The sequence below is a fragment of the Nisaea sp. genome, assembly GCF_965216895.1.
In the GTDB taxonomy this organism is placed as follows: domain Bacteria; phylum Pseudomonadota; class Alphaproteobacteria; order Thalassobaculales; family Thalassobaculaceae; genus Nisaea.
This window is the reverse complement of record NZ_OZ244205.1, coordinates 2,079,112-2,094,298: the sequence shown is the minus strand read 5'-3', so window position 1 is coordinate 2,094,298 and position 15,187 is coordinate 2,079,112. Positions and strand designations below refer to the sequence as shown.

Below are 15,187 nucleotides of genomic sequence, written 5' to 3'. Positions count from 1 at the left end.
CGCAAGCGGGGAGCGAGAGACCATAGGTCCAAGATCTTGTTCCCCTGGGGCTCCACTCGCGTTGGGATGACGGCATTTTCTGTCGGTGCTCAATTGGTTTGAGGTCCGTGCATTGATTTGTTCAACTCCCCCGAGGCTGTTCAGGGGGAGCATGCATGCGCAAGACTGCCATTTCCATTCTTGTCCATCCCGCGACATTGATCGTCTCGACTTTGCTGGTCATGGCAATGGCGGCGGTGGTCGGGGGCGGGATACTGCCGGTCTTCCTTGACAGTCTGACGCCCGGCATCGCCACGGAAGATCTCGAACTCACCGACGATATCGCGGTCATTCTCGTGACCTACGGAGTGTTTCTCGAGGAGCGCGAGTTGCTCGCCAAGCGGATCTTCGGCGGGGAGATGCCCGCCCGTGAGCATGCGATGAACGAACATGCCGAGTTCTACGGCGCGGTACTGCTCCTCGTCGGCCTCGTCATGGAAATCGTCGACCAGGCCTTCGAGCCGCTGTTGCTGAACAATGGTCTCGCCACTGCAGGTTTGAGCCTGATGGTGCTGTTCCACGCGACGACGATACTGGTCGGCCTCGCTTACATCCTGACATTCTTCCGGCGCGCGCCGGCCCATTGAGCGCGCGGCAGGCGGCTATTTTGCGTAGCCGATCTCCTTCAGTGCCGTCGCGATTTCCGGCAGGATCGACGGGTCGTCGATCGTGGCCGGCATCGGGTATTCCTGGCTGTCGGCGATCTTCTGCATCGTGCCGCGCAGGATCTTGCCGGATCGGGTCTTCGGCAGGCGCTGCACGATGGTCGCCTGCTTGAAGGCGGCGACCGGGCCGATGTTGTCGCGCACCATCTGCACCAGCTCCTGGAGGATCTGTTCCTCCGGCGTGTTCACGCCGTCTTTCAGCACCACGAAGCCGAGCGGGACCTGGCCCTTCAGCTGGTCGGCGACGCCGACGACGGCGCATTCCGCGACCGCCGGGTGGTTCGCCAGGACCTCCTCCATGCCGCCGGTGGAGAGGCGATGGCCGGCGACATTGATGATGTCGTCGGTCCGGCTCATCACGTAGAGATAGCCGTCCTCGTCCATGTATCCGGCATCCCCGGTCTTGTAGTAGCCGGGATAGTCCGCGAGGTAGCTCTCGACATAGCGCTCGTCGTTCTGCCAGAGCGTCGGGAGGGCGCCCGGCGGCAATGGCAGCTTGATCGAGATCGCGCCGACATCGCCGCGCTTCACCTCCTTGCAGGCCTCGTCGAGGATCTGCACGTCCCAGCCGGGAACCGCGCGCGTCGGCGAGCCGGCCTTTACCGGAAGCTGCTCGATGCCGAGGCAGTTCGAGGCGATCGGCCAGCCGGTCTCTGTCTGCCACCAGTGATCGACCACCGGCACCTTCAGCTTCTCCTCGCACCAGTGCAGGGTGTCGGGATCGCAGCGCTCGCCGGCGAGGAACTGGGCCTTGAAGTGGCTCATGTCGTAGGTCGCGAGCAGCTTGCCGTCCGGATCCTCCTTCTTGATCGCGCGGATCGCGGTCGGCGCGGTGAACATGGTCGAGACCTTGTGTTCCGAGATCACTCGCCAGAACGCGCCCGCATCGGGCGTCCCGATCGGCTTGCCCTCGTAGAGCATGGTGGTGCAGCCGTGGAAGAGGGGGGCATAGACGATGTAGGAATGGCCGACCACCCAGCCAACGTCGGAGGCGGCCCAGAAGACCTCGCCGGGATCGACGCCATAGATGTTCTTCATCGACCATTTGAGGGCGACGATATGGCCGCCGGTCGCGCGCACAACGCCTTTCGGGACGCCCGTGGTGCCGGAGGTATAGAGGATGTAGGCGGGATCGGTTGCTTCCACCTCGGCGCAGGCGGCGGGCGCCGCGCCGTCATGCGCGGCGTTCCATTCGATATCCCGGCCTTCGGTCAGCTGCGCTTTGGCCATCGGGCGCTGGTAGACGATGCAGTGATCGGGTTTGTGTGCCGCCATCTCGATGGCGCCGTCCAGCAGCGGCATGTAGGCGACGGTACGTCCCGGCTCTATGCCGCAGGAGGCGGTGACAATGAGCTTCGGCGTGCAGTCGTCGATCCGTTTCGCAAGCTCGTTCGAGGCGAAGCCACCGAAGACGACGGAATGCACCGCGCCGATCCGGGTGGTGGACAGCATGGCGATGACAGCCTCGGGGATCATCGGCATGTAGATGATCACCCGGTCGCCGTAGCCGACACCGTATTTCTCCAGCACGCCGGCGAAGGCGGCGACCTTCTCGGTCAGCTCGCTGTAGGTGAAGCTCTGCTTGGTGTTGCTGACCGGGCTGTCATAGATCAGCGCCGCTTGTTCGCCGCGGCCTTCCGAAACATGTCGGTCGAGGGCGTTGTAGCAGGTGTTGGTGGTGCCGCCCGCGAACCAGCGGTAGAAGGGTGGATTGCCGTCGTCCAGCACCTTGTCCCAGCGCTTGAACCAGAATACGTCGTCGGCCGCATCGCTCCAGAAACCCTCCGGATCCTCCAGCGACCGCCGATAGACCTCGTCGAACTGGCCCATACTGCGAGCCTCCCCTCTCGTCTTGTCTATTCAGGTTGTTTGCGCCCCATCGTCGGCGTCGACCGGGCGCAAATCAAGCCCCACAATGCCGCATCCGCACGCGTCCGGAGATGATGTGGATCAACCGAACAGTTTGCCGAGGATGCCGGCCTTCGGCTTGCCGTTCCCGGTCTCGTCGGCAACCGCTTCCCGCGCCGCCTCCTTCACATGGGCCTGCAGCAAAGCGGCGCGGTCATGGCGGATATAGTCTTCCACCGCCTGGCCCTGGAACCGGAACAGTCCGAGCTTCTCCAGTGCGGAGATGGCCGTCTCGTCGACGCAGTTGAAGACGATGCAGTTTTCCGGGCCCAGCCTTGCCAGCGCGTCGGCGAAGGCCGCCCAGTCTTTCGTATTCTCGGGCTTCAGATGCTGGTCCCACATGAACTTGACGTAGGCGAAGCGTTCCGGTTCGACCTCCAGCTTTGAGAGCGAGGTCCAGCGCACGCCGTCAAGCGCGATCGTGAAATGTTCCCGCTCCAGGATGTCGATCATCGTGTCGAACTCACCGGGCTCGTGCAGCGCCTCGACATAGGGGACCTCGAGAATCACGCGCTTGCGGCTGTTCATCGGGATCAAGTCGAACGCCTCGTCGAGTTCGCCCTCGTTCACAACGGTGCTGTTCACATTGACGGTATAGGTCTTGCCCGTCTGCATCCGTTCCTCGACGAGGTGATCGAGCATGCGAACGTCGATGACCTCGATAATCTTCTCGAAAAGCCAGGGATTGGCGCGGATGTCCTGGGCGAACATGTCGTCGAGGGCGTCGATCGAGACGGTGAGCGCGCCTGCCATCGGCACGGGATCGTGGGGCGTCGACAGATCCCAGATCGTCTGCTCGCGGACCAGATTCGAGATGTCCGCGTTGCGCAGGGATTCGAACAGGCTGAAGAAGCCCGCCAGATCGCCGTCATCGTCGCCTGGCGGCGGGTTGTCCGGTTGCTCTGCGATCAGACTCTTGCAGAGCTTCGCGAGTTTGCCTGCATCCGTGGAGAGAGGGAACTGCTGGTGCCGTGCCTCGCCGCGCCCGCTGCGCTTGAGAAATTCGCCGAGCCGGTCGATCGCAGCGATGGTTTTCTTCGCCGTCTCTCGAGGCGTGACCAGCGCCACCAGATGATGCGGCAGGCGGTAGAGCTTTCCGGGCGCGACATTGATGCGCGAGATGAGTGTTCGGAAGAAGATCGGGTCGGCGATGTGGGGAATGGAAGAGAGATCGATGACGATGGCCGTCAGATCCTCCCGGTCGCTCTCCGCGCTTTCAGCGATCGCCAACAGTTCCGCTTCTTGTGTCCGCATCGGTAGATCCGCAAGTGGCACGCCACCGCGGAGTCTGCCTGATCATCGCCTCACATGGCAATCGCCGTTCCGTCCGGCGCTCAGAGCAGGGCCCGCCCGGCCGCAACGGCCGCGGTGCCGAGCACGACGGCGACCAGGGAATTGGCGCCGATCGCAGAAAGCGCCAGGGTGACGAGCAGTCCGGCCCGTTCCATCCATCCGATACTCCAGACGGTCGGGGCCAGGATGGCCACCAGGACCGCTCCCGGAATGGCAGAGAGCCAGCGGGAGACGAAACCGCCCTCGGGGATCCAGCGCATCATCAGGAAGCCGCCGAGGCGGGTGAAATAGGTCACCGCGCCCATCAGCAGGATGGCAATCAGGGCGGTGGTGTCGAAACTCATGTCGAGGGCGAGGAAATCAGCGGTCACGGAGCAGCCCTCCGACCAGGGAGCCGGCGATTCCACCGACGATGACATGAGCGTTTCCGGGTATGAAACTGTCGGCGAGGATCGCGCCGGCGGCTGCCGTCGCCCAGGGCAGCAGCTGCTTTCGGCCGGTCCAGATCGGCTTGATCATGATGACGAAGAAGGCGGGCACCAGCACGTCGAAGGCGAGGGCTTTCGGATCCAGCGCCGCCCCGCCGACCGCGTGGCCGATCGCCGTTCCGGTGACCCAGGTCGCCCAGAGCAGCATGCCCGAGCCCATGAGCAGCGCCGCGTCGGTCTCGCCCTTGCGCCGCTCGGCGATCGCCATGGCCCAGTTGATGTCGGTCAGGAAAAAGAAGCTTGCCCAGATCGTCCGGCGCTTCAGCGGGCGGAACCATTCCCGCATGGAGGCGCCCATCAACAGCATGCGCGAGTTCACGCCGAGGGTCGTGAGCGCGATGACGAGCAGCGGCAGGGGCGATTGCCAGAGATCGATGATCGCAACCTGCGAGGCGCCGGCGAAGACGACGCCGCTCATGACGACGGCCTCGAGCCAGCTCATGCCGGCATCGCGCGCGACCACGCCGACCGCGATGGCGAAGAAGAAGCCGCTGATGGCGACGTGCCAGATCAGGGTCATGCCGCGGCGCAGCCCGGCGGTGGTGAAAGTCGTTTCCATGCGCATCCCGTCGTTCGAACGGAAGGGATGCGCGCAAGCCGTCCGCTGCGTCAAACGAGAATTTGTTGCGATGCAATTAGGCGGGCTAACGCCCGCCGGCTAGCCGGCGAGTTTCTGCATCACCAGGGTCGGCGCGTCGTGCCGGACCGCGCGTTCCGCCCTGGGGGTACGGCCGAAGCATTCCCGGTAGCATTTCGAGAAATGGCTTGCGGAGACGAAGCCGCAGGCGAGCGCCACCGAGAGAATCGACATGCTGGTCTGGGCGAGCAGCTGACGGGCGCGCTGCAGCCGGAGATTGAGGTAGTAGCGGGTCGGTGTGCTGGAAAGGTATTTGCGGAACAGCCGCTCGAGCTGGCGCGTCGAGAGCCCGGCCTTGTCCGCCAGCGCGGTCTGGCTCAGCGGCTCCTCGAGATTGGCCTCCATCTCCGCGATGACGGCGATCAGTTTCGGATGGCTGACCCCGAGCCGGGCGCGCAGTTCCATGCGCTGATGGTCGTGCGGCTCGCGGATACGGTCGTGAATGAACTGTTCGGAGACCTCGTTCGCAAGCTTGAAGCCGTGCTGGCGCGCGATCAGGTGCAGCATCATGTCGAGCGCCGCGGTGCCGCCGGAACAGGTGAAGCGGTCGCGGTCGATCTCGAACAGGTCCGAAGTGACGTCGATCTCCGGAAACTCCTCGACGAAGCCGCCGAGATTCTCCCAGTGGATCGTGCAGCGCCGGTCTTCCAGCAAGCCTGCCCGGGCCAGGACATGGGCGCCGGTGCAGACCGAGCCCACCGCGGCTCCCTGCCGTGACAAGCGCCGCAGCGCGCCGAAGACCCGGTCATTCCTGTAGTGATGTGCGTCGATCCCGGCGGCGACGATGATGACATCTGAATCCTTCAGGTCGAAGACCGACCCGATCGTCATCACCTCGACACCGTTGCTCGCTGGGACCGGCTTGCCGTCCTCGCTGAAGACGCGCCAGTGATAAAGCGTGCGTCCGGACATGCGGTTCGCCGAGCGCAACGGCTCGATCGCGGCCGTAAAGGGGAGCAGCGAAAAATTCGGCGTCAGAAAGAAATCAACCGTTAGCGGAACGTCATTAGGGTCGTTGAACATCCTTGCCCATACTCTCCGCCTCGCGGGTGCTCTGCGTTTCCCGTCCCGGCTTGGCGCCGTGTCGGGAAAAGGATAAAGCCAACTGGGGGCACATTAGCAAATAAAATAATGTAAGGAAACGTGTTTTCGTGATGCCCGGTTTCTCGTGGCGTCGCCTTCGGAACACAAGGTCGGGATTAGGCGATTTCGAACATGGCGCCAGCTTCGGAACATGCGGGCCCACTGCGGGTCTACGAGGAAATCGGACAGTGTCTGGCCGCGCATGGCCTCCTGCTAAGGAACGGATTCCATCCCGACGCCGGGGAACTGAGCCTCGAATCGGGCGAAGCGGTCGCGACCCTTCTCCTCGTCGGCCATGTCGGTTCCGCGATTTGGCCGGCATTCCGGGCCGCGCGGACGGAGGGGCCGGATCCGCTCGATCGTTGGAGCCGCAGTGTCCTCGAAAAAGTCGGAGACGCATTCGGAGGCCGGCCGGTGATGCCGTCGGACGGGCCGCCCTACTGGCCGTTCCAGCAATGGGCGATGCGCGCCGAGCCGGTCTTCCCCTCGCCGCTCGGTATCCTGATCCATCCGCTTTACGGTCTCTGGCACGGCTACCGCGGCGCATTGCTGTTCGCGGAGAGACTGGAACTTCCCGAATCGGCAGACGCATCCAGTCCGTGCGACAGGTGCCGCGACCGTCCCTGCCTGTCGGCCTGTCCGGTCGGCGCCTTCAACGGCGCGGCGTATGACGTATCCGCATGCCGTGCCCATCTGCGCACGGAGGCGGGGGCGGCTTGTCTCGGCGGATCCTGTCTGGCCCGCCGCGCCTGCCCGGTCGGCGCGCCCTACGTCTACCGGGACGACCACGCGCGGTTTCACATGGCGGCGTTCCAGGGCGACTCGGGCGGTTGACAAAAAAACGGCCGGTCATTGACCGGCCGTCCTGGTTCCGACGATCCGTCCGCACCCGGTCAGGGCACTTCGGAAATCGATTCCAGCTGCGATTCCGGCGGTGCGGCGGTGCCACCCGCTTTCGTCACGGCCTGATCGAGATCCATCTGCGAGCAGAGCCCCAGCAGCACCGGGTGCCGCGCCGTGATGTTCTGCGAGTTCCAGTGCGTGCGGTCGCGCACCTTGTTGATCGTGTCCTTGGTCGTGCCGACCAGCTTGGCGATCTGCGCGTCCTTCAGTTCCGGATGGTGCTTCACCAGCCAGGCGATGGCATCCGGCTTGTCGCCGCGCTTGGAGACCGGAACATATTTCGGCCCCTTGGAACGCGCCTGCGGTTTCGGCAGCGTGCTGACCTGGACCTTCATCCGGTAGTCCGGATCCTCCTGCGCCTTGTCGATTTCCTCGCGGGCGACCTGACCGTTCTGGATCGGGTCGATACCCTGGATCCCGTAGCTCACTTCGCCGTCGGCGATGGCCTGGACTTCGAGAGCGTGCAGGCCACAGAAATCGGCAATCTGTTCAAAGCTCAGCGCCGTATTGTCGATCAGCCAGACGGCGGTGGCCTTCGGCATCAGCGGTTGCGCCATGGTTTCTCCTTTGACGGACTGCGCTGCGTACGTGCAGCAAGCCGATCCGTTCGTTCTTGGGTGTTCGAATTGTTCTGAAGGGTGGATATATAGACCAAGATGCGAGAGGGTCCAACGATTAGTCACCGTGTCGGACACCAGAAGCTGCATCATCCCGGAGACGGGACGCGCAACGGACAGGAAGACGGGAGGCATGAGGATGGATTTCGAAGATCTGGAGCCAAAAAACAAGCTGCGCAAGCCGCCCGATCTCTCGAAATGGAACATCGAGGATCTCGAGGCCTATATCGAGAACATGCGGGAGGAGATCGCCCGCGTGGAGGCGACGATCGCCGAGAAACGCTCGGTCTCCTCGGTGGCGGAGTCGCTGTTCAGGAAATAGCGGTCTTGTGTCGGTTCTTGCGGCGCGGCGGCAATCCCTATATCGCAGGAGCGAAGACAGCACGCATGCAACGGGGATGATTCCATGAAGGGCAAGACGGCACTCGTTACCGGTTCGACCAGCGGGATCGGCGCGGCCATGGCCGCCGCCTTCGCGGCCGAGGGGGCGAACATTGTCATCAACGGGCTTGGCGACGCGGCCGAGATCGAGAAGGGCCGCGCAGCCCTGGAGGCGAAGTTCGGCGTTTCCGTGCTCTATCACGGCGCGGACATGACCAAGCCTGAACAGATCGAAGACATGGTCCGCAGCGCCGAAGCGAAGTTCGGATCCGTGGACGTGCTGGTCAACAATGCGGGCATCCAGCATACCGATCCGATCGAGGCCTTTCCCGCCGACCGCTGGAACGCGGTGATCGCGATCAATCTCTCGTCGGCCTTCCATACCATGCAATCCGCCCTGCCAGGCATGCAGAGGCGCGGCTGGGGCCGGATCATCAATATCGCCTCCGCGCACGGGCTCGTCGCCTCGGTAAACAAGTCCGCCTATGTCGCGGCCAAGCACGGCATCGTCGGCCTGACCAAGGTCGCGGCGCTGGAGAACGCCCAGTCGGGAATCACCTGCAACGCGATCTGCCCGGGCTGGGTAAAGACGCCGCTCGTGGTCGCGCAGATCGAGGCCCGGGCCGAGAAGAATGGCACCAGCATCGAAGAAGAGACCGATGCATTGCTGCTCGAGAAGCAGCCGTCCGGCCGGTTCACGACGGTCGAGCAGCTCGCGGCGGCCGCAGTGTTTCTCTGCAGCGACGCGGCCAGCAACATGACCGGTACCACGATGACCCTCGACGGCGGCTGGACGGCACAATAGCCGCCCCGATGATAGACAGGGCTGTCATCGTCACCGGTTCTACCAGCGGGATCGGTGCGGCGCTTGCGGAGGCCTTTGCCGCCGCGGGTGCGGCCGTCGTGCTGAACGGTTTCGGTGACGCGGCGGAAATCGAGACGGTAAGGCGCGGCCTTGCGGAGCGTTATGGGGTGGACGTGCGGTATCATGGCGCCGACATGACGCGCGCGGACGAGATCGCTGACCTCGTCCGCTCGACCGAAGAGAAACTCGGAAGCGTCGATATCCTGGTCAACAATGCGGGGATCCAGCATACGGACCGGATCGAGGATTTCCCGCGGGACAAATGGGATGCCCTGATCGCGATCAATCTTTCTGCGGTCTTTCATGCGACAGCGGCGGTTCTTCCGGGCATGAGACGCCGCGGCTGGGGCCGTATCGTCAATATCGCCTCCAATCACGGCTTCGGAGGGGGCGTGAACAAATGCGCCTATGTCGCAGCGAAGCACGGCGTGCTCGGTCTGACGAAAGTCACTGCGCTCGAGACCGCCGGATCCGGTGTCACCTGTAATGCGATCTGTCCCGGCTGGGTGAAGACACCGCTCGTCGACCGGCAGATCGAAGCACGGGCGGCGCGCGACGGGGTCGACATGGGGAAGGCGACCCGGCGGCTGCTGATCGAACAACAGCCGTCCGGCCGTTTCACGACTTTCGATCAGTTGGCCGGAGCGGCTCTGTACCTTTGCGCCGATGCGGCGGCGAACATGACCGGGACGACGATGACTCAGGACGGGGGCTGGACGGCGCTCTAGGAGCCGAAAAACAAACACCCGCCGAAATTATCGGCGGGTGGATTATGCTTTCTGGTTTGAAAGCGCCTGATAGGCAGACAGGTTTGCTAGGAGCTGAGATTTGCCATCTCGTCCTTGATCGCGAGTTTCATGCGTTTGATTTCTGCGATAGCCGCGCTGTCCGGCATGGGTCTAGTTCGTTCCGTCTCCAGAGTGCGTTCCAGGGTCTCGTGTCGTTTCTTCAGCGACTCGATACGCTGTGCTTCGGCCATGCCTAATGCCCTCCTTTCGGATATGCGTGAGAGATCAACTCTAACGAATTAAAGGATAGGTATCTTTTAGGGCTTGCGCAATGATAGGTACTCCGGCAAATTGCCGGGTTTTTTGGTTAACAGGCGCAACTCACTGGATTCGCGAAGCAAATTTTTTTCATGGGAAATTCACAAAACAAGCGGCTGATCGTCGGCATCAGTGGAGCCTCGGGAATCGTGTATGGCGTCCGGCTGCTCGAACTCCTGAAGGGGCTACCGGACGAGGAACGTGTCGAGACCCATCTGATCATGAGCCGGGCTGCGGAAGTGACGCTCGCGCATGAAACCGATCTCAAGGTCCGCGACGTCGAGAAGCTGGCCGATGTGGTGCATGCCAACAAGGATATCGGCGCCTCTGTCGCGTCCGGATCGTTCCGCACGCTCGGCATGATCATCGCGCCCTGTTCGATGAAAAGTCTGGCCGGGATTGCAACCGGCGTCACCGATACCTTGCTGACGCGGGCGGCGGACGTGGTCCTGAAGGAAAGGCGCAGACTGGTCTGCATGGTGCGGGAGACGCCGCTGCATTCCGGGCATCTGCGCAACATGCTCGCCCTTTCGGATATGGGCGCTGTCATTGCGCCGCCGGTGCCGGCGTTTTACGCGAAGCCGCGGAACATTGACGGCATGGTGGATCATTCGCTCGGACGGGTGCTCGATCTCTTCGATCTCGACAGCGGGACGGTACATCGCTGGCGGGAGAGGGGCGGGACGTGAGCCCTGCCGCCGGTTTTTCCATCCGTCTCCTCGGCGAGCTGGATGCCCCCGGCTTTCTCGCCCTCAGAAAAGAGCGCTCGAAACCGTTCCGGCGGCCTTCAGTGCCGCGTCCGAGGACGACTTCCTGCAATCGGAAAGCGGTGTCCGAACGCGTTCCGAGCGCCGTGAGGACGGCGTCACCGACATACATTTTGGTGTTTCGGATCTCGCGGGCGCAGCACGCGCACACTAATGAAAGCATCGGATTCGTGACCTGGGGGATCGAGCCGAAAGCACTTGAAATCCAAGGGGCTTCGGTTGCAATCAGGCAAATGGTTCTGCCCGTGCGAAGCGCCGGATAGCGCGGACCGACGGCTTCGATCGAACGGTTCATTGTAACATTTCAGTCGCCTTGCTGACTCCGACTTGACATTTCCTGTGGGGGCATTACCGTCTGCAGCGGGCAAGTTGAACAGGGTGCTCAAAGTCTAAAAAAGAACAAGATGAAGGGCCGCGCTTCGGCGCGGTCCTTCGATTCCGGACCGGCGGTTTCGGGAGGTGTTGGGGCACTCCCGGAGCCGCGATGGCGCCCTCTGAAGCCATTACCTCTTGCGACTCTCCTTGCGTCTGACTAGGCATCCGTCGAAGATCGCGCCCGAACGCGACCGGCGCCCATCAGGGAGGGACAGTGCATGGCTTCCGACGGCAATCTTTTCGGCTTCGACACGCTCGCATTGCATGCGGGCCAGCAGCCGGACAGCGATACCGGCGCCCGGGCGGTGCCGATCTACCAGACCACATCCTATGTTTTCCGTGACGTCGAGCACGCGGCCTCGCTCTTCAATCTCGAGCGCGCCGGTCACATCTATTCGCGGATCTCCAATCCGACGGTGGCGGTGCTGGAGGAGCGGATGGCTGCGCTCGAGGGCGGCGTCGGGGCGGTTGCCACGGCGAGCGGCCACGCGGCCCTGCATCTGGCGATCGCGACGCTGATGGGGGCAGGATCCCATATCGTCGCCTCCAGCGCCCTCTATGGCGGCAGTCATAATCTCTTCAGCCATACCCTGCCGCGCTTCGGCATCGAGACCACCAAGGTCCATCCGCGCGACATCGACGGGTTTCGCAAGGCGATCCGGCCCGAGACCCGTCTGGTCTTTGCCGAAACGATCGGCAATCCGGGGCTCGAAGTGCTCGACATCGAGGCACTCGCCGCGGTGGCGCACGAGGCGGGTATTCCGTTGATGATCGATTCCACCTTCACCACACCCTATCTCTGCCGTCCCTTCGACCATGGGGCAGACCTGATCATGCATTCGGCGACCAAGTGGCTCGGCGGCCACGGTGTCGCGATCGGTGGCGTGCTGGTCGATGGCGGGCGCTTCGACTGGGAAGCCTCCGGCAAGTTCCCGACACTGACCGAACCCTATGCCGGCTATCACGGCCTCGATTTTGCCGAGGAGTTCGGGCCGCAGGCCCTCTGCATGCGGGCGCGGGCAGAGGGCTTGCGCGACTTCGGTGCCTGCCTCTCGCCGCAGAACGCCTTCCACCTGATGCAGGGTATCGAGACCCTGCCGCTGCGCATGGACCGCCATGTCGCCAATGCGCGGGAGGTCGCGGCTTTCCTCGAGTCCTCCGAGGCCGTGGAATGGGTGCTCTATCCGGAACTGGACAGCCATCCCGATCACGAACTGGCAAGACGCCTCATGCCGAAAGGCGCCGGCTCCATGATCGCCTTTGGCATCAAGGGCGGGCGCGAGGCCGGGAAGACCTTCATCGAAAGGCTCGGCGTCTGGTCCCATCTCGCCAATGTCGGCGATGCCAAGTCGCTGGTCATTCATCCTGCCAGCACGACGCACCAGCAGATGGACGCGGAGACCATGAAGGCAGCGGGACTCTCCGAGGACCTGGTCCGGCTCTCGGTAGGCCTGGAGGATGTGGGTGATCTGATCGCCGACCTGAAGCAGGCGCTGCGCGCCGCGACCATGCGCAAGGCAGGATAAGTCATGAAATTCGAAGTCGCCGGCCGCGAGGCCTTCGCGGCGACCGGGGGCCGTCCGTTTGACGGTGCCAGGCCGACCCTTCTGATGCTGCACGGGGCAGGAATGGACCATACGGTCTGGTCCCTGCAGTCGCGTTATTTCGCGCATCACGGCTTTTCCGTGCTCGCAATCGACCTGCCGGGGCACGGACGCAGTGCGGGGCCGGTGCCGGAGACGGTTCCGGCTTTCGCCGACTGGTGCGTCGCGGCCCTGGACGCGGCCGGGGCCCGCGACGTGGTCGTTATGGGTCATTCCATGGGCGCGCTTGTCGCCCTCGAGGTCACTGCCCGGCTTGGCGCCCGAGCGAAGGCGCTGGCGTTGCTCGGGTCGGTTCCGGAAATGAAGGTGCATCCCGATCTGCTCGGCGCGGCGCGGGGCTCCGATCACGCGGCGCTGGAAACCATGGTCGGCTGGGGCGTCGGGCGCCGGGCCCAGATCGGCGGCCACCGGGCGCCCGGGAGCTGGGTCTCGGGTGCCAGCATGCGCCTGCTGGAAGCCGGTGATTATGCCGTTCTGGCGACCGATCTTGCCGCCTGCGACGCTTACGCTGGAGCGCTGGAGACGGCGGCGAAGCTGTCCTGTCCGACACTGTTGCTCTGCGGCGCCGACGACAAGATGACGCCGGCCAAGTTGGCGCGCCCGCTCGCCGATGCGCTTGCGGATTGCACGACCGCGGTGCTGCCCGGTGCCGGCCATATGATGATGATCGAGCAGCCGGACGAGACCCTCGACGTGCTCGCGGACTTCTTCGGAGGCAAGGCGTGAGCGGGGAGGCTGTCGGGGAGACCCGGAACCGTTTCCGCTGGTGGCTGGAAATCCCGACCCGCTGGATGGACAACGATGTCTACGGCCATGTGAACAACGTTCAGTACTATTCCTATTTCGATACCGCCGTGAACAGCCATCTGATCCGCGAGGCCGGGCTCGACATCCACAACAGCCCGGTGATCGGCCTCGTCGTGGAGACGCGTTGCCGGTTCAGCAAGTCGCTGGTCTTTCCGGATGTGGTCGAGGCGGGCATCCGGGTCGAGAAGATCGGCCGTTCCAGCGTGGTCTATAATGTCGGCCTGTTCCGCGCCGGTGACGACGAGATCGCCGCGCTCGGTCACTTCGTGCATGTCTATGTCGAGCGCGAGACGCAGACCCCGGTCCCGATCCCGGACCGGATGCGGGCCGCGATGGAGCCATTGCTGCTCGACCGATAGGGAGCGGGTTACTTGGTGCGGGAGATCTTGTAGAGGCCGTCGACGATCTGCTGGCCGATGGCGCCGACCTCGCCTTTCATCTTCGTGGCCACAACGGCCTTCAGCGCATCGACATGCGCCCTGATCGCGTCGATGTCGTTATGGCCCCGCGCGCCCGGCTCTCCCAGCTCCAGGTAGCGGTTCATCGAGGTCGCAATCTTCTCGACCATGGGGTAGCCGAAGCTTGCCCCCTGGGCGCGGAGATCGTGCATGACCGTATAGATCGTGCGTTCCGGTCCTGCCGGTTCCGTGCCGTCCTGCCTCAGCAGCTCGACCGCGGCGTCGAGCTTCTCGATGCTTTCCTTCGCGGTCTCCGAGAGGTCGATACCGGCGATCGCTTCGGCCAGTGCGGATTCCGCCTTCTCGATCAGCTTTTCGTCCATGCGCGCCGGCCCGCCGACCAGATCCTTCAGCTTGTTCGGCTGATGGATCACCTCGTAAGAGCCTTGGGGCGACTGGCTTTTTGGAGACTGGGACATCGGCAGCCTTTCACGAACCGGCGTGGCTATGCGTTTTCATCGGCTTTGTCTTCCCTGCGTCCCTGTCGCGGAGCTCGGCGGCGCGGCGTTCTTCGCCGTCGTAGGGCTCCACCTTGCGGCGACGGTCGGGGCCGAAATAATTATCCGTGCGCACGAAGGGCCTCGGATGTTCGATCACCGCGACGAAGCGCTGGATCAGGCCGACGCCGGTCAACGGCTTGGCGATGAATTCCGTGACGCCGGCATCCCGCGCCATCTCGATGCGGTGCGCTTCGGTGTGCCCGCTGACCATGATGATCGGAAGAAATTCGTCTGGACTGTGCGGGGAGGTCCGGATCCAGCGGGTCAGTTCCAGCCCGTCCATCTCTTCCATCACCCAGTCGGTGATGATGACGTCGATCTGGTACTCGCTGAGCTTTCGGATGGCATGGTTCCCGTCCCGGGCGTCCACGATGTTCTTGATGCCGATCGCCTGCAGCATCGCGCGCAGGACTTCCCGCATCGGCTGACTGTCTTCGACAATCATCACGGTGAGACGCTGGAAGCGCGCTTCGTTGATCGGTCCTGGAGACATGTTCAACCCTGTTTCCCCGGTCCCAATTCATTGAGTTTTCGGGGACCTTCGAAAATCACGCAAAGATCGCCGAGTTTAGTCGACTTCCGATAGGTAAGGCTATAGTCGGATTGTTTCTCTCTCAATTCCAAGTGGCGAATAAAATTACCGATTGCCGCGTGCGGGGATTTGTCGGACGGCTGTAAGATACGCCGTCAGAGATGCGCAACGACACAATATCTGGTATAAAAATTCTCGAGATTGACTAGGCTGGATCAG

The 15,187-nt window shown here is 63.3% G+C and carries 18 protein-coding genes; 9 read left to right on the top strand and 9 right to left on the bottom strand.

Features of this window, described 5'->3' with window-relative positions; all coding sequences use genetic code 11:
- Nucleotides 1-155: 155 nt before the first annotated feature.
- A complete protein-coding gene (locus tag ACOOE1_RS10035) occupies nucleotides 156-626 on the top strand; it encodes a hypothetical protein (protein WP_420406209.1) in 471 nt (156 codons plus the stop codon).
- Nucleotides 627-641: 15 nt separating this feature from the next.
- Here ACOOE1_RS10035 and ACOOE1_RS10030 read toward each other — a convergent pair whose 3' ends face one another.
- The 5 genes from ACOOE1_RS10030 to ACOOE1_RS10010 form a co-directional block, all read right to left on the bottom strand.
- On the bottom strand, nucleotides 642-2,534 hold the full coding sequence (locus ACOOE1_RS10030; protein ID WP_420406208.1) for a propionyl-CoA synthetase: 1,893 nt from the start codon (nucleotides 2,532-2,534) through the stop codon (nucleotides 642-644).
- A 120-nt stretch (nucleotides 2,535-2,654) separates the two neighbouring features.
- Nucleotides 2,655-3,866 (bottom strand): hypothetical protein, encoded by a 1,212-nt coding sequence (locus ACOOE1_RS10025; RefSeq protein WP_420406207.1) that lies wholly within the window; start codon nucleotides 3,864-3,866, stop codon nucleotides 2,655-2,657.
- A gap of 80 nt (nucleotides 3,867-3,946) precedes the next feature.
- A complete protein-coding gene (locus tag ACOOE1_RS10020; protein ID WP_420406206.1) occupies nucleotides 3,947-4,276 on the bottom strand; it encodes an AzlD family protein in 330 nt (109 codons plus the stop codon).
- Nucleotides 4,266-4,952 carry an AzlC family ABC transporter permease gene (locus tag ACOOE1_RS10015; RefSeq protein ID WP_420406205.1) on the bottom strand — a complete coding sequence of 229 codons (687 nt, stop codon included), beginning with the start codon at nucleotides 4,950-4,952 and terminating at the stop codon, nucleotides 4,266-4,268. The genes ACOOE1_RS10020 and ACOOE1_RS10015 overlap by 11 nt, the downstream gene beginning before the upstream one ends.
- Before the next feature lie 99 nt (nucleotides 4,953-5,051).
- Nucleotides 5,052-6,053: a GlxA family transcriptional regulator gene (locus tag ACOOE1_RS10010; protein WP_420406204.1), complete on the bottom strand. Its 1,002-nt coding sequence runs from the start codon at nucleotides 6,051-6,053 to the stop codon at nucleotides 5,052-5,054.
- Nucleotides 6,054-6,245: 192 nt separating this feature from the next.
- Between ACOOE1_RS10010 and ACOOE1_RS10005 the strand changes: the two genes are divergently transcribed.
- Nucleotides 6,246-6,947, top strand: coding sequence for a ferredoxin (locus ACOOE1_RS10005; RefSeq protein ID WP_420406203.1), 702 nt, complete (start codon nucleotides 6,246-6,248; stop codon nucleotides 6,945-6,947).
- A gap of 59 nt (nucleotides 6,948-7,006) precedes the next feature.
- On the opposite strand, the gene ACOOE1_RS10000 is transcribed toward ACOOE1_RS10005, so the two are convergent.
- Entirely contained in the window at nucleotides 7,007-7,573 is a 567-nt protein-coding gene (locus tag ACOOE1_RS10000; RefSeq protein WP_420406202.1) for a DUF1013 domain-containing protein, read from the bottom strand.
- A gap of 199 nt (nucleotides 7,574-7,772) precedes the next feature.
- Here ACOOE1_RS10000 and ACOOE1_RS09995 point away from each other — a divergent pair, with 199 nt between their 5' ends.
- The 3 genes from ACOOE1_RS09995 to ACOOE1_RS09985 all read left to right on the top strand — a co-directional run bounded on the left by ACOOE1_RS09995 (nucleotide 7,773) and on the right by ACOOE1_RS09985 (nucleotide 9,607).
- Nucleotides 7,773-7,955, top strand: coding sequence for a DUF1192 domain-containing protein (locus ACOOE1_RS09995; protein ID WP_420406201.1), 183 nt, complete (start codon nucleotides 7,773-7,775; stop codon nucleotides 7,953-7,955).
- Nucleotides 7,956-8,039: 84 nt separating this feature from the next.
- Nucleotides 8,040-8,819, top strand: a complete 780-nt coding sequence (locus ACOOE1_RS09990; protein ID WP_420406200.1) for a 3-hydroxybutyrate dehydrogenase — start codon at nucleotides 8,040-8,042, stop codon at nucleotides 8,817-8,819.
- 8 nt (nucleotides 8,820-8,827) lie between these two features.
- Nucleotides 8,828-9,607, top strand: a complete 780-nt coding sequence (locus tag ACOOE1_RS09985; protein ID WP_420406199.1) for a 3-hydroxybutyrate dehydrogenase — start codon at nucleotides 8,828-8,830, stop codon at nucleotides 9,605-9,607.
- An 86-nt stretch (nucleotides 9,608-9,693) separates the two neighbouring features.
- Here ACOOE1_RS09985 and ACOOE1_RS09980 read toward each other — a convergent pair whose 3' ends face one another.
- Entirely contained in the window at nucleotides 9,694-9,858 is a 165-nt protein-coding gene (locus tag ACOOE1_RS09980) for a YdcH family protein (protein ID WP_420406198.1), read from the bottom strand.
- Between the two features lie 159 nt (nucleotides 9,859-10,017).
- Here ACOOE1_RS09980 and ACOOE1_RS09975 point away from each other — a divergent pair, with 159 nt between their 5' ends.
- The 4 genes from ACOOE1_RS09975 (at nucleotide 10,018) to ACOOE1_RS09960 (ending at nucleotide 13,837) form a co-directional block, all read left to right on the top strand.
- Nucleotides 10,018-10,614: a UbiX family flavin prenyltransferase gene (locus ACOOE1_RS09975; RefSeq protein ID WP_420406197.1), complete on the top strand. Its 597-nt coding sequence runs from the start codon at nucleotides 10,018-10,020 to the stop codon at nucleotides 10,612-10,614.
- A 671-nt stretch (nucleotides 10,615-11,285) separates the two neighbouring features.
- A complete protein-coding gene (locus ACOOE1_RS09970) occupies nucleotides 11,286-12,593 on the top strand; it encodes an O-acetylhomoserine aminocarboxypropyltransferase (protein WP_420406196.1) in 1,308 nt (435 codons plus the stop codon).
- A gap of 3 nt (nucleotides 12,594-12,596) precedes the next feature.
- Nucleotides 12,597-13,397: an alpha/beta fold hydrolase gene (locus ACOOE1_RS09965; protein WP_420406195.1), complete on the top strand. Its 801-nt coding sequence runs from the start codon at nucleotides 12,597-12,599 to the stop codon at nucleotides 13,395-13,397.
- On the top strand, nucleotides 13,394-13,837 hold the full coding sequence (locus tag ACOOE1_RS09960) for an acyl-CoA thioesterase (RefSeq protein WP_420406194.1): 444 nt from the start codon (nucleotides 13,394-13,396) through the stop codon (nucleotides 13,835-13,837). Before ACOOE1_RS09965 ends, ACOOE1_RS09960 begins: the two co-directional genes overlap by 4 nt.
- A gap of 8 nt (nucleotides 13,838-13,845) precedes the next feature.
- Here the strand turns inward: ACOOE1_RS09960 and ACOOE1_RS09955 are convergent, their stop codons facing one another.
- Nucleotides 13,846-14,355: a hypothetical protein gene (locus ACOOE1_RS09955; RefSeq protein ID WP_420406193.1), complete on the bottom strand. Its 510-nt coding sequence runs from the start codon at nucleotides 14,353-14,355 to the stop codon at nucleotides 13,846-13,848.
- Between the two features lie 10 nt (nucleotides 14,356-14,365).
- On the bottom strand, nucleotides 14,366-14,929 hold the full coding sequence (locus ACOOE1_RS09950; protein ID WP_420406192.1) for a response regulator: 564 nt from the start codon (nucleotides 14,927-14,929) through the stop codon (nucleotides 14,366-14,368).
- Nucleotides 14,930-15,187 lie beyond the last annotated feature (258 nt).

Excerpts from the sequence above, each read along its gene's own strand:
- ACOOE1_RS09950 (WP_420406192.1), bottom strand. The coding sequence starts at position 14,929 with ATGTCTCCAGGACCGATCAACGAAGCGCGCTTCCAGCGTCTCACCGTG.
- ACOOE1_RS10010 (WP_420406204.1), bottom strand. The coding sequence starts at position 6,053 with ATGTTCAACGACCCTAATGACGTTCCGCTAACGGTTGATTTCTTTCTG.
- ACOOE1_RS10005 (WP_420406203.1), top strand. The coding sequence starts at position 6,246 with ATGGCGCCAGCTTCGGAACATGCGGGCCCACTGCGGGTCTACGAGGAA.
- ACOOE1_RS10030 (WP_420406208.1), bottom strand. The coding sequence starts at position 2,534 with ATGGGCCAGTTCGACGAGGTCTATCGGCGGTCGCTGGAGGATCCGGAG.
- ACOOE1_RS10035 (WP_420406209.1), top strand. The coding sequence starts at position 156 with ATGCGCAAGACTGCCATTTCCATTCTTGTCCATCCCGCGACATTGATC.
- ACOOE1_RS09985 (WP_420406199.1), top strand. The coding sequence starts at position 8,828 with ATGATAGACAGGGCTGTCATCGTCACCGGTTCTACCAGCGGGATCGGT.
- ACOOE1_RS09955 (WP_420406193.1), bottom strand. The coding sequence starts at position 14,355 with ATGTCCCAGTCTCCAAAAAGCCAGTCGCCCCAAGGCTCTTACGAGGTG.
- ACOOE1_RS09975 (WP_420406197.1), top strand. The coding sequence starts at position 10,018 with ATGGGAAATTCACAAAACAAGCGGCTGATCGTCGGCATCAGTGGAGCC.
- ACOOE1_RS10015 (WP_420406205.1), bottom strand. The coding sequence starts at position 4,952 with ATGGAAACGACTTTCACCACCGCCGGGCTGCGCCGCGGCATGACCCTG.
- ACOOE1_RS09980 (WP_420406198.1), bottom strand. The coding sequence starts at position 9,858 with ATGGCCGAAGCACAGCGTATCGAGTCGCTGAAGAAACGACACGAGACC.
- ACOOE1_RS09965 (WP_420406195.1), top strand. The coding sequence starts at position 12,597 with ATGAAATTCGAAGTCGCCGGCCGCGAGGCCTTCGCGGCGACCGGGGGC.
- ACOOE1_RS09970 (WP_420406196.1), top strand. The coding sequence starts at position 11,286 with ATGGCTTCCGACGGCAATCTTTTCGGCTTCGACACGCTCGCATTGCAT.
- ACOOE1_RS10000 (WP_420406202.1), bottom strand. The coding sequence starts at position 7,573 with ATGGCGCAACCGCTGATGCCGAAGGCCACCGCCGTCTGGCTGATCGAC.
- ACOOE1_RS09990 (WP_420406200.1), top strand. The coding sequence starts at position 8,040 with ATGAAGGGCAAGACGGCACTCGTTACCGGTTCGACCAGCGGGATCGGC.
- ACOOE1_RS09995 (WP_420406201.1), top strand. The coding sequence starts at position 7,773 with ATGGATTTCGAAGATCTGGAGCCAAAAAACAAGCTGCGCAAGCCGCCC.
- ACOOE1_RS10025 (WP_420406207.1), bottom strand. The coding sequence starts at position 3,866 with ATGCGGACACAAGAAGCGGAACTGTTGGCGATCGCTGAAAGCGCGGAG.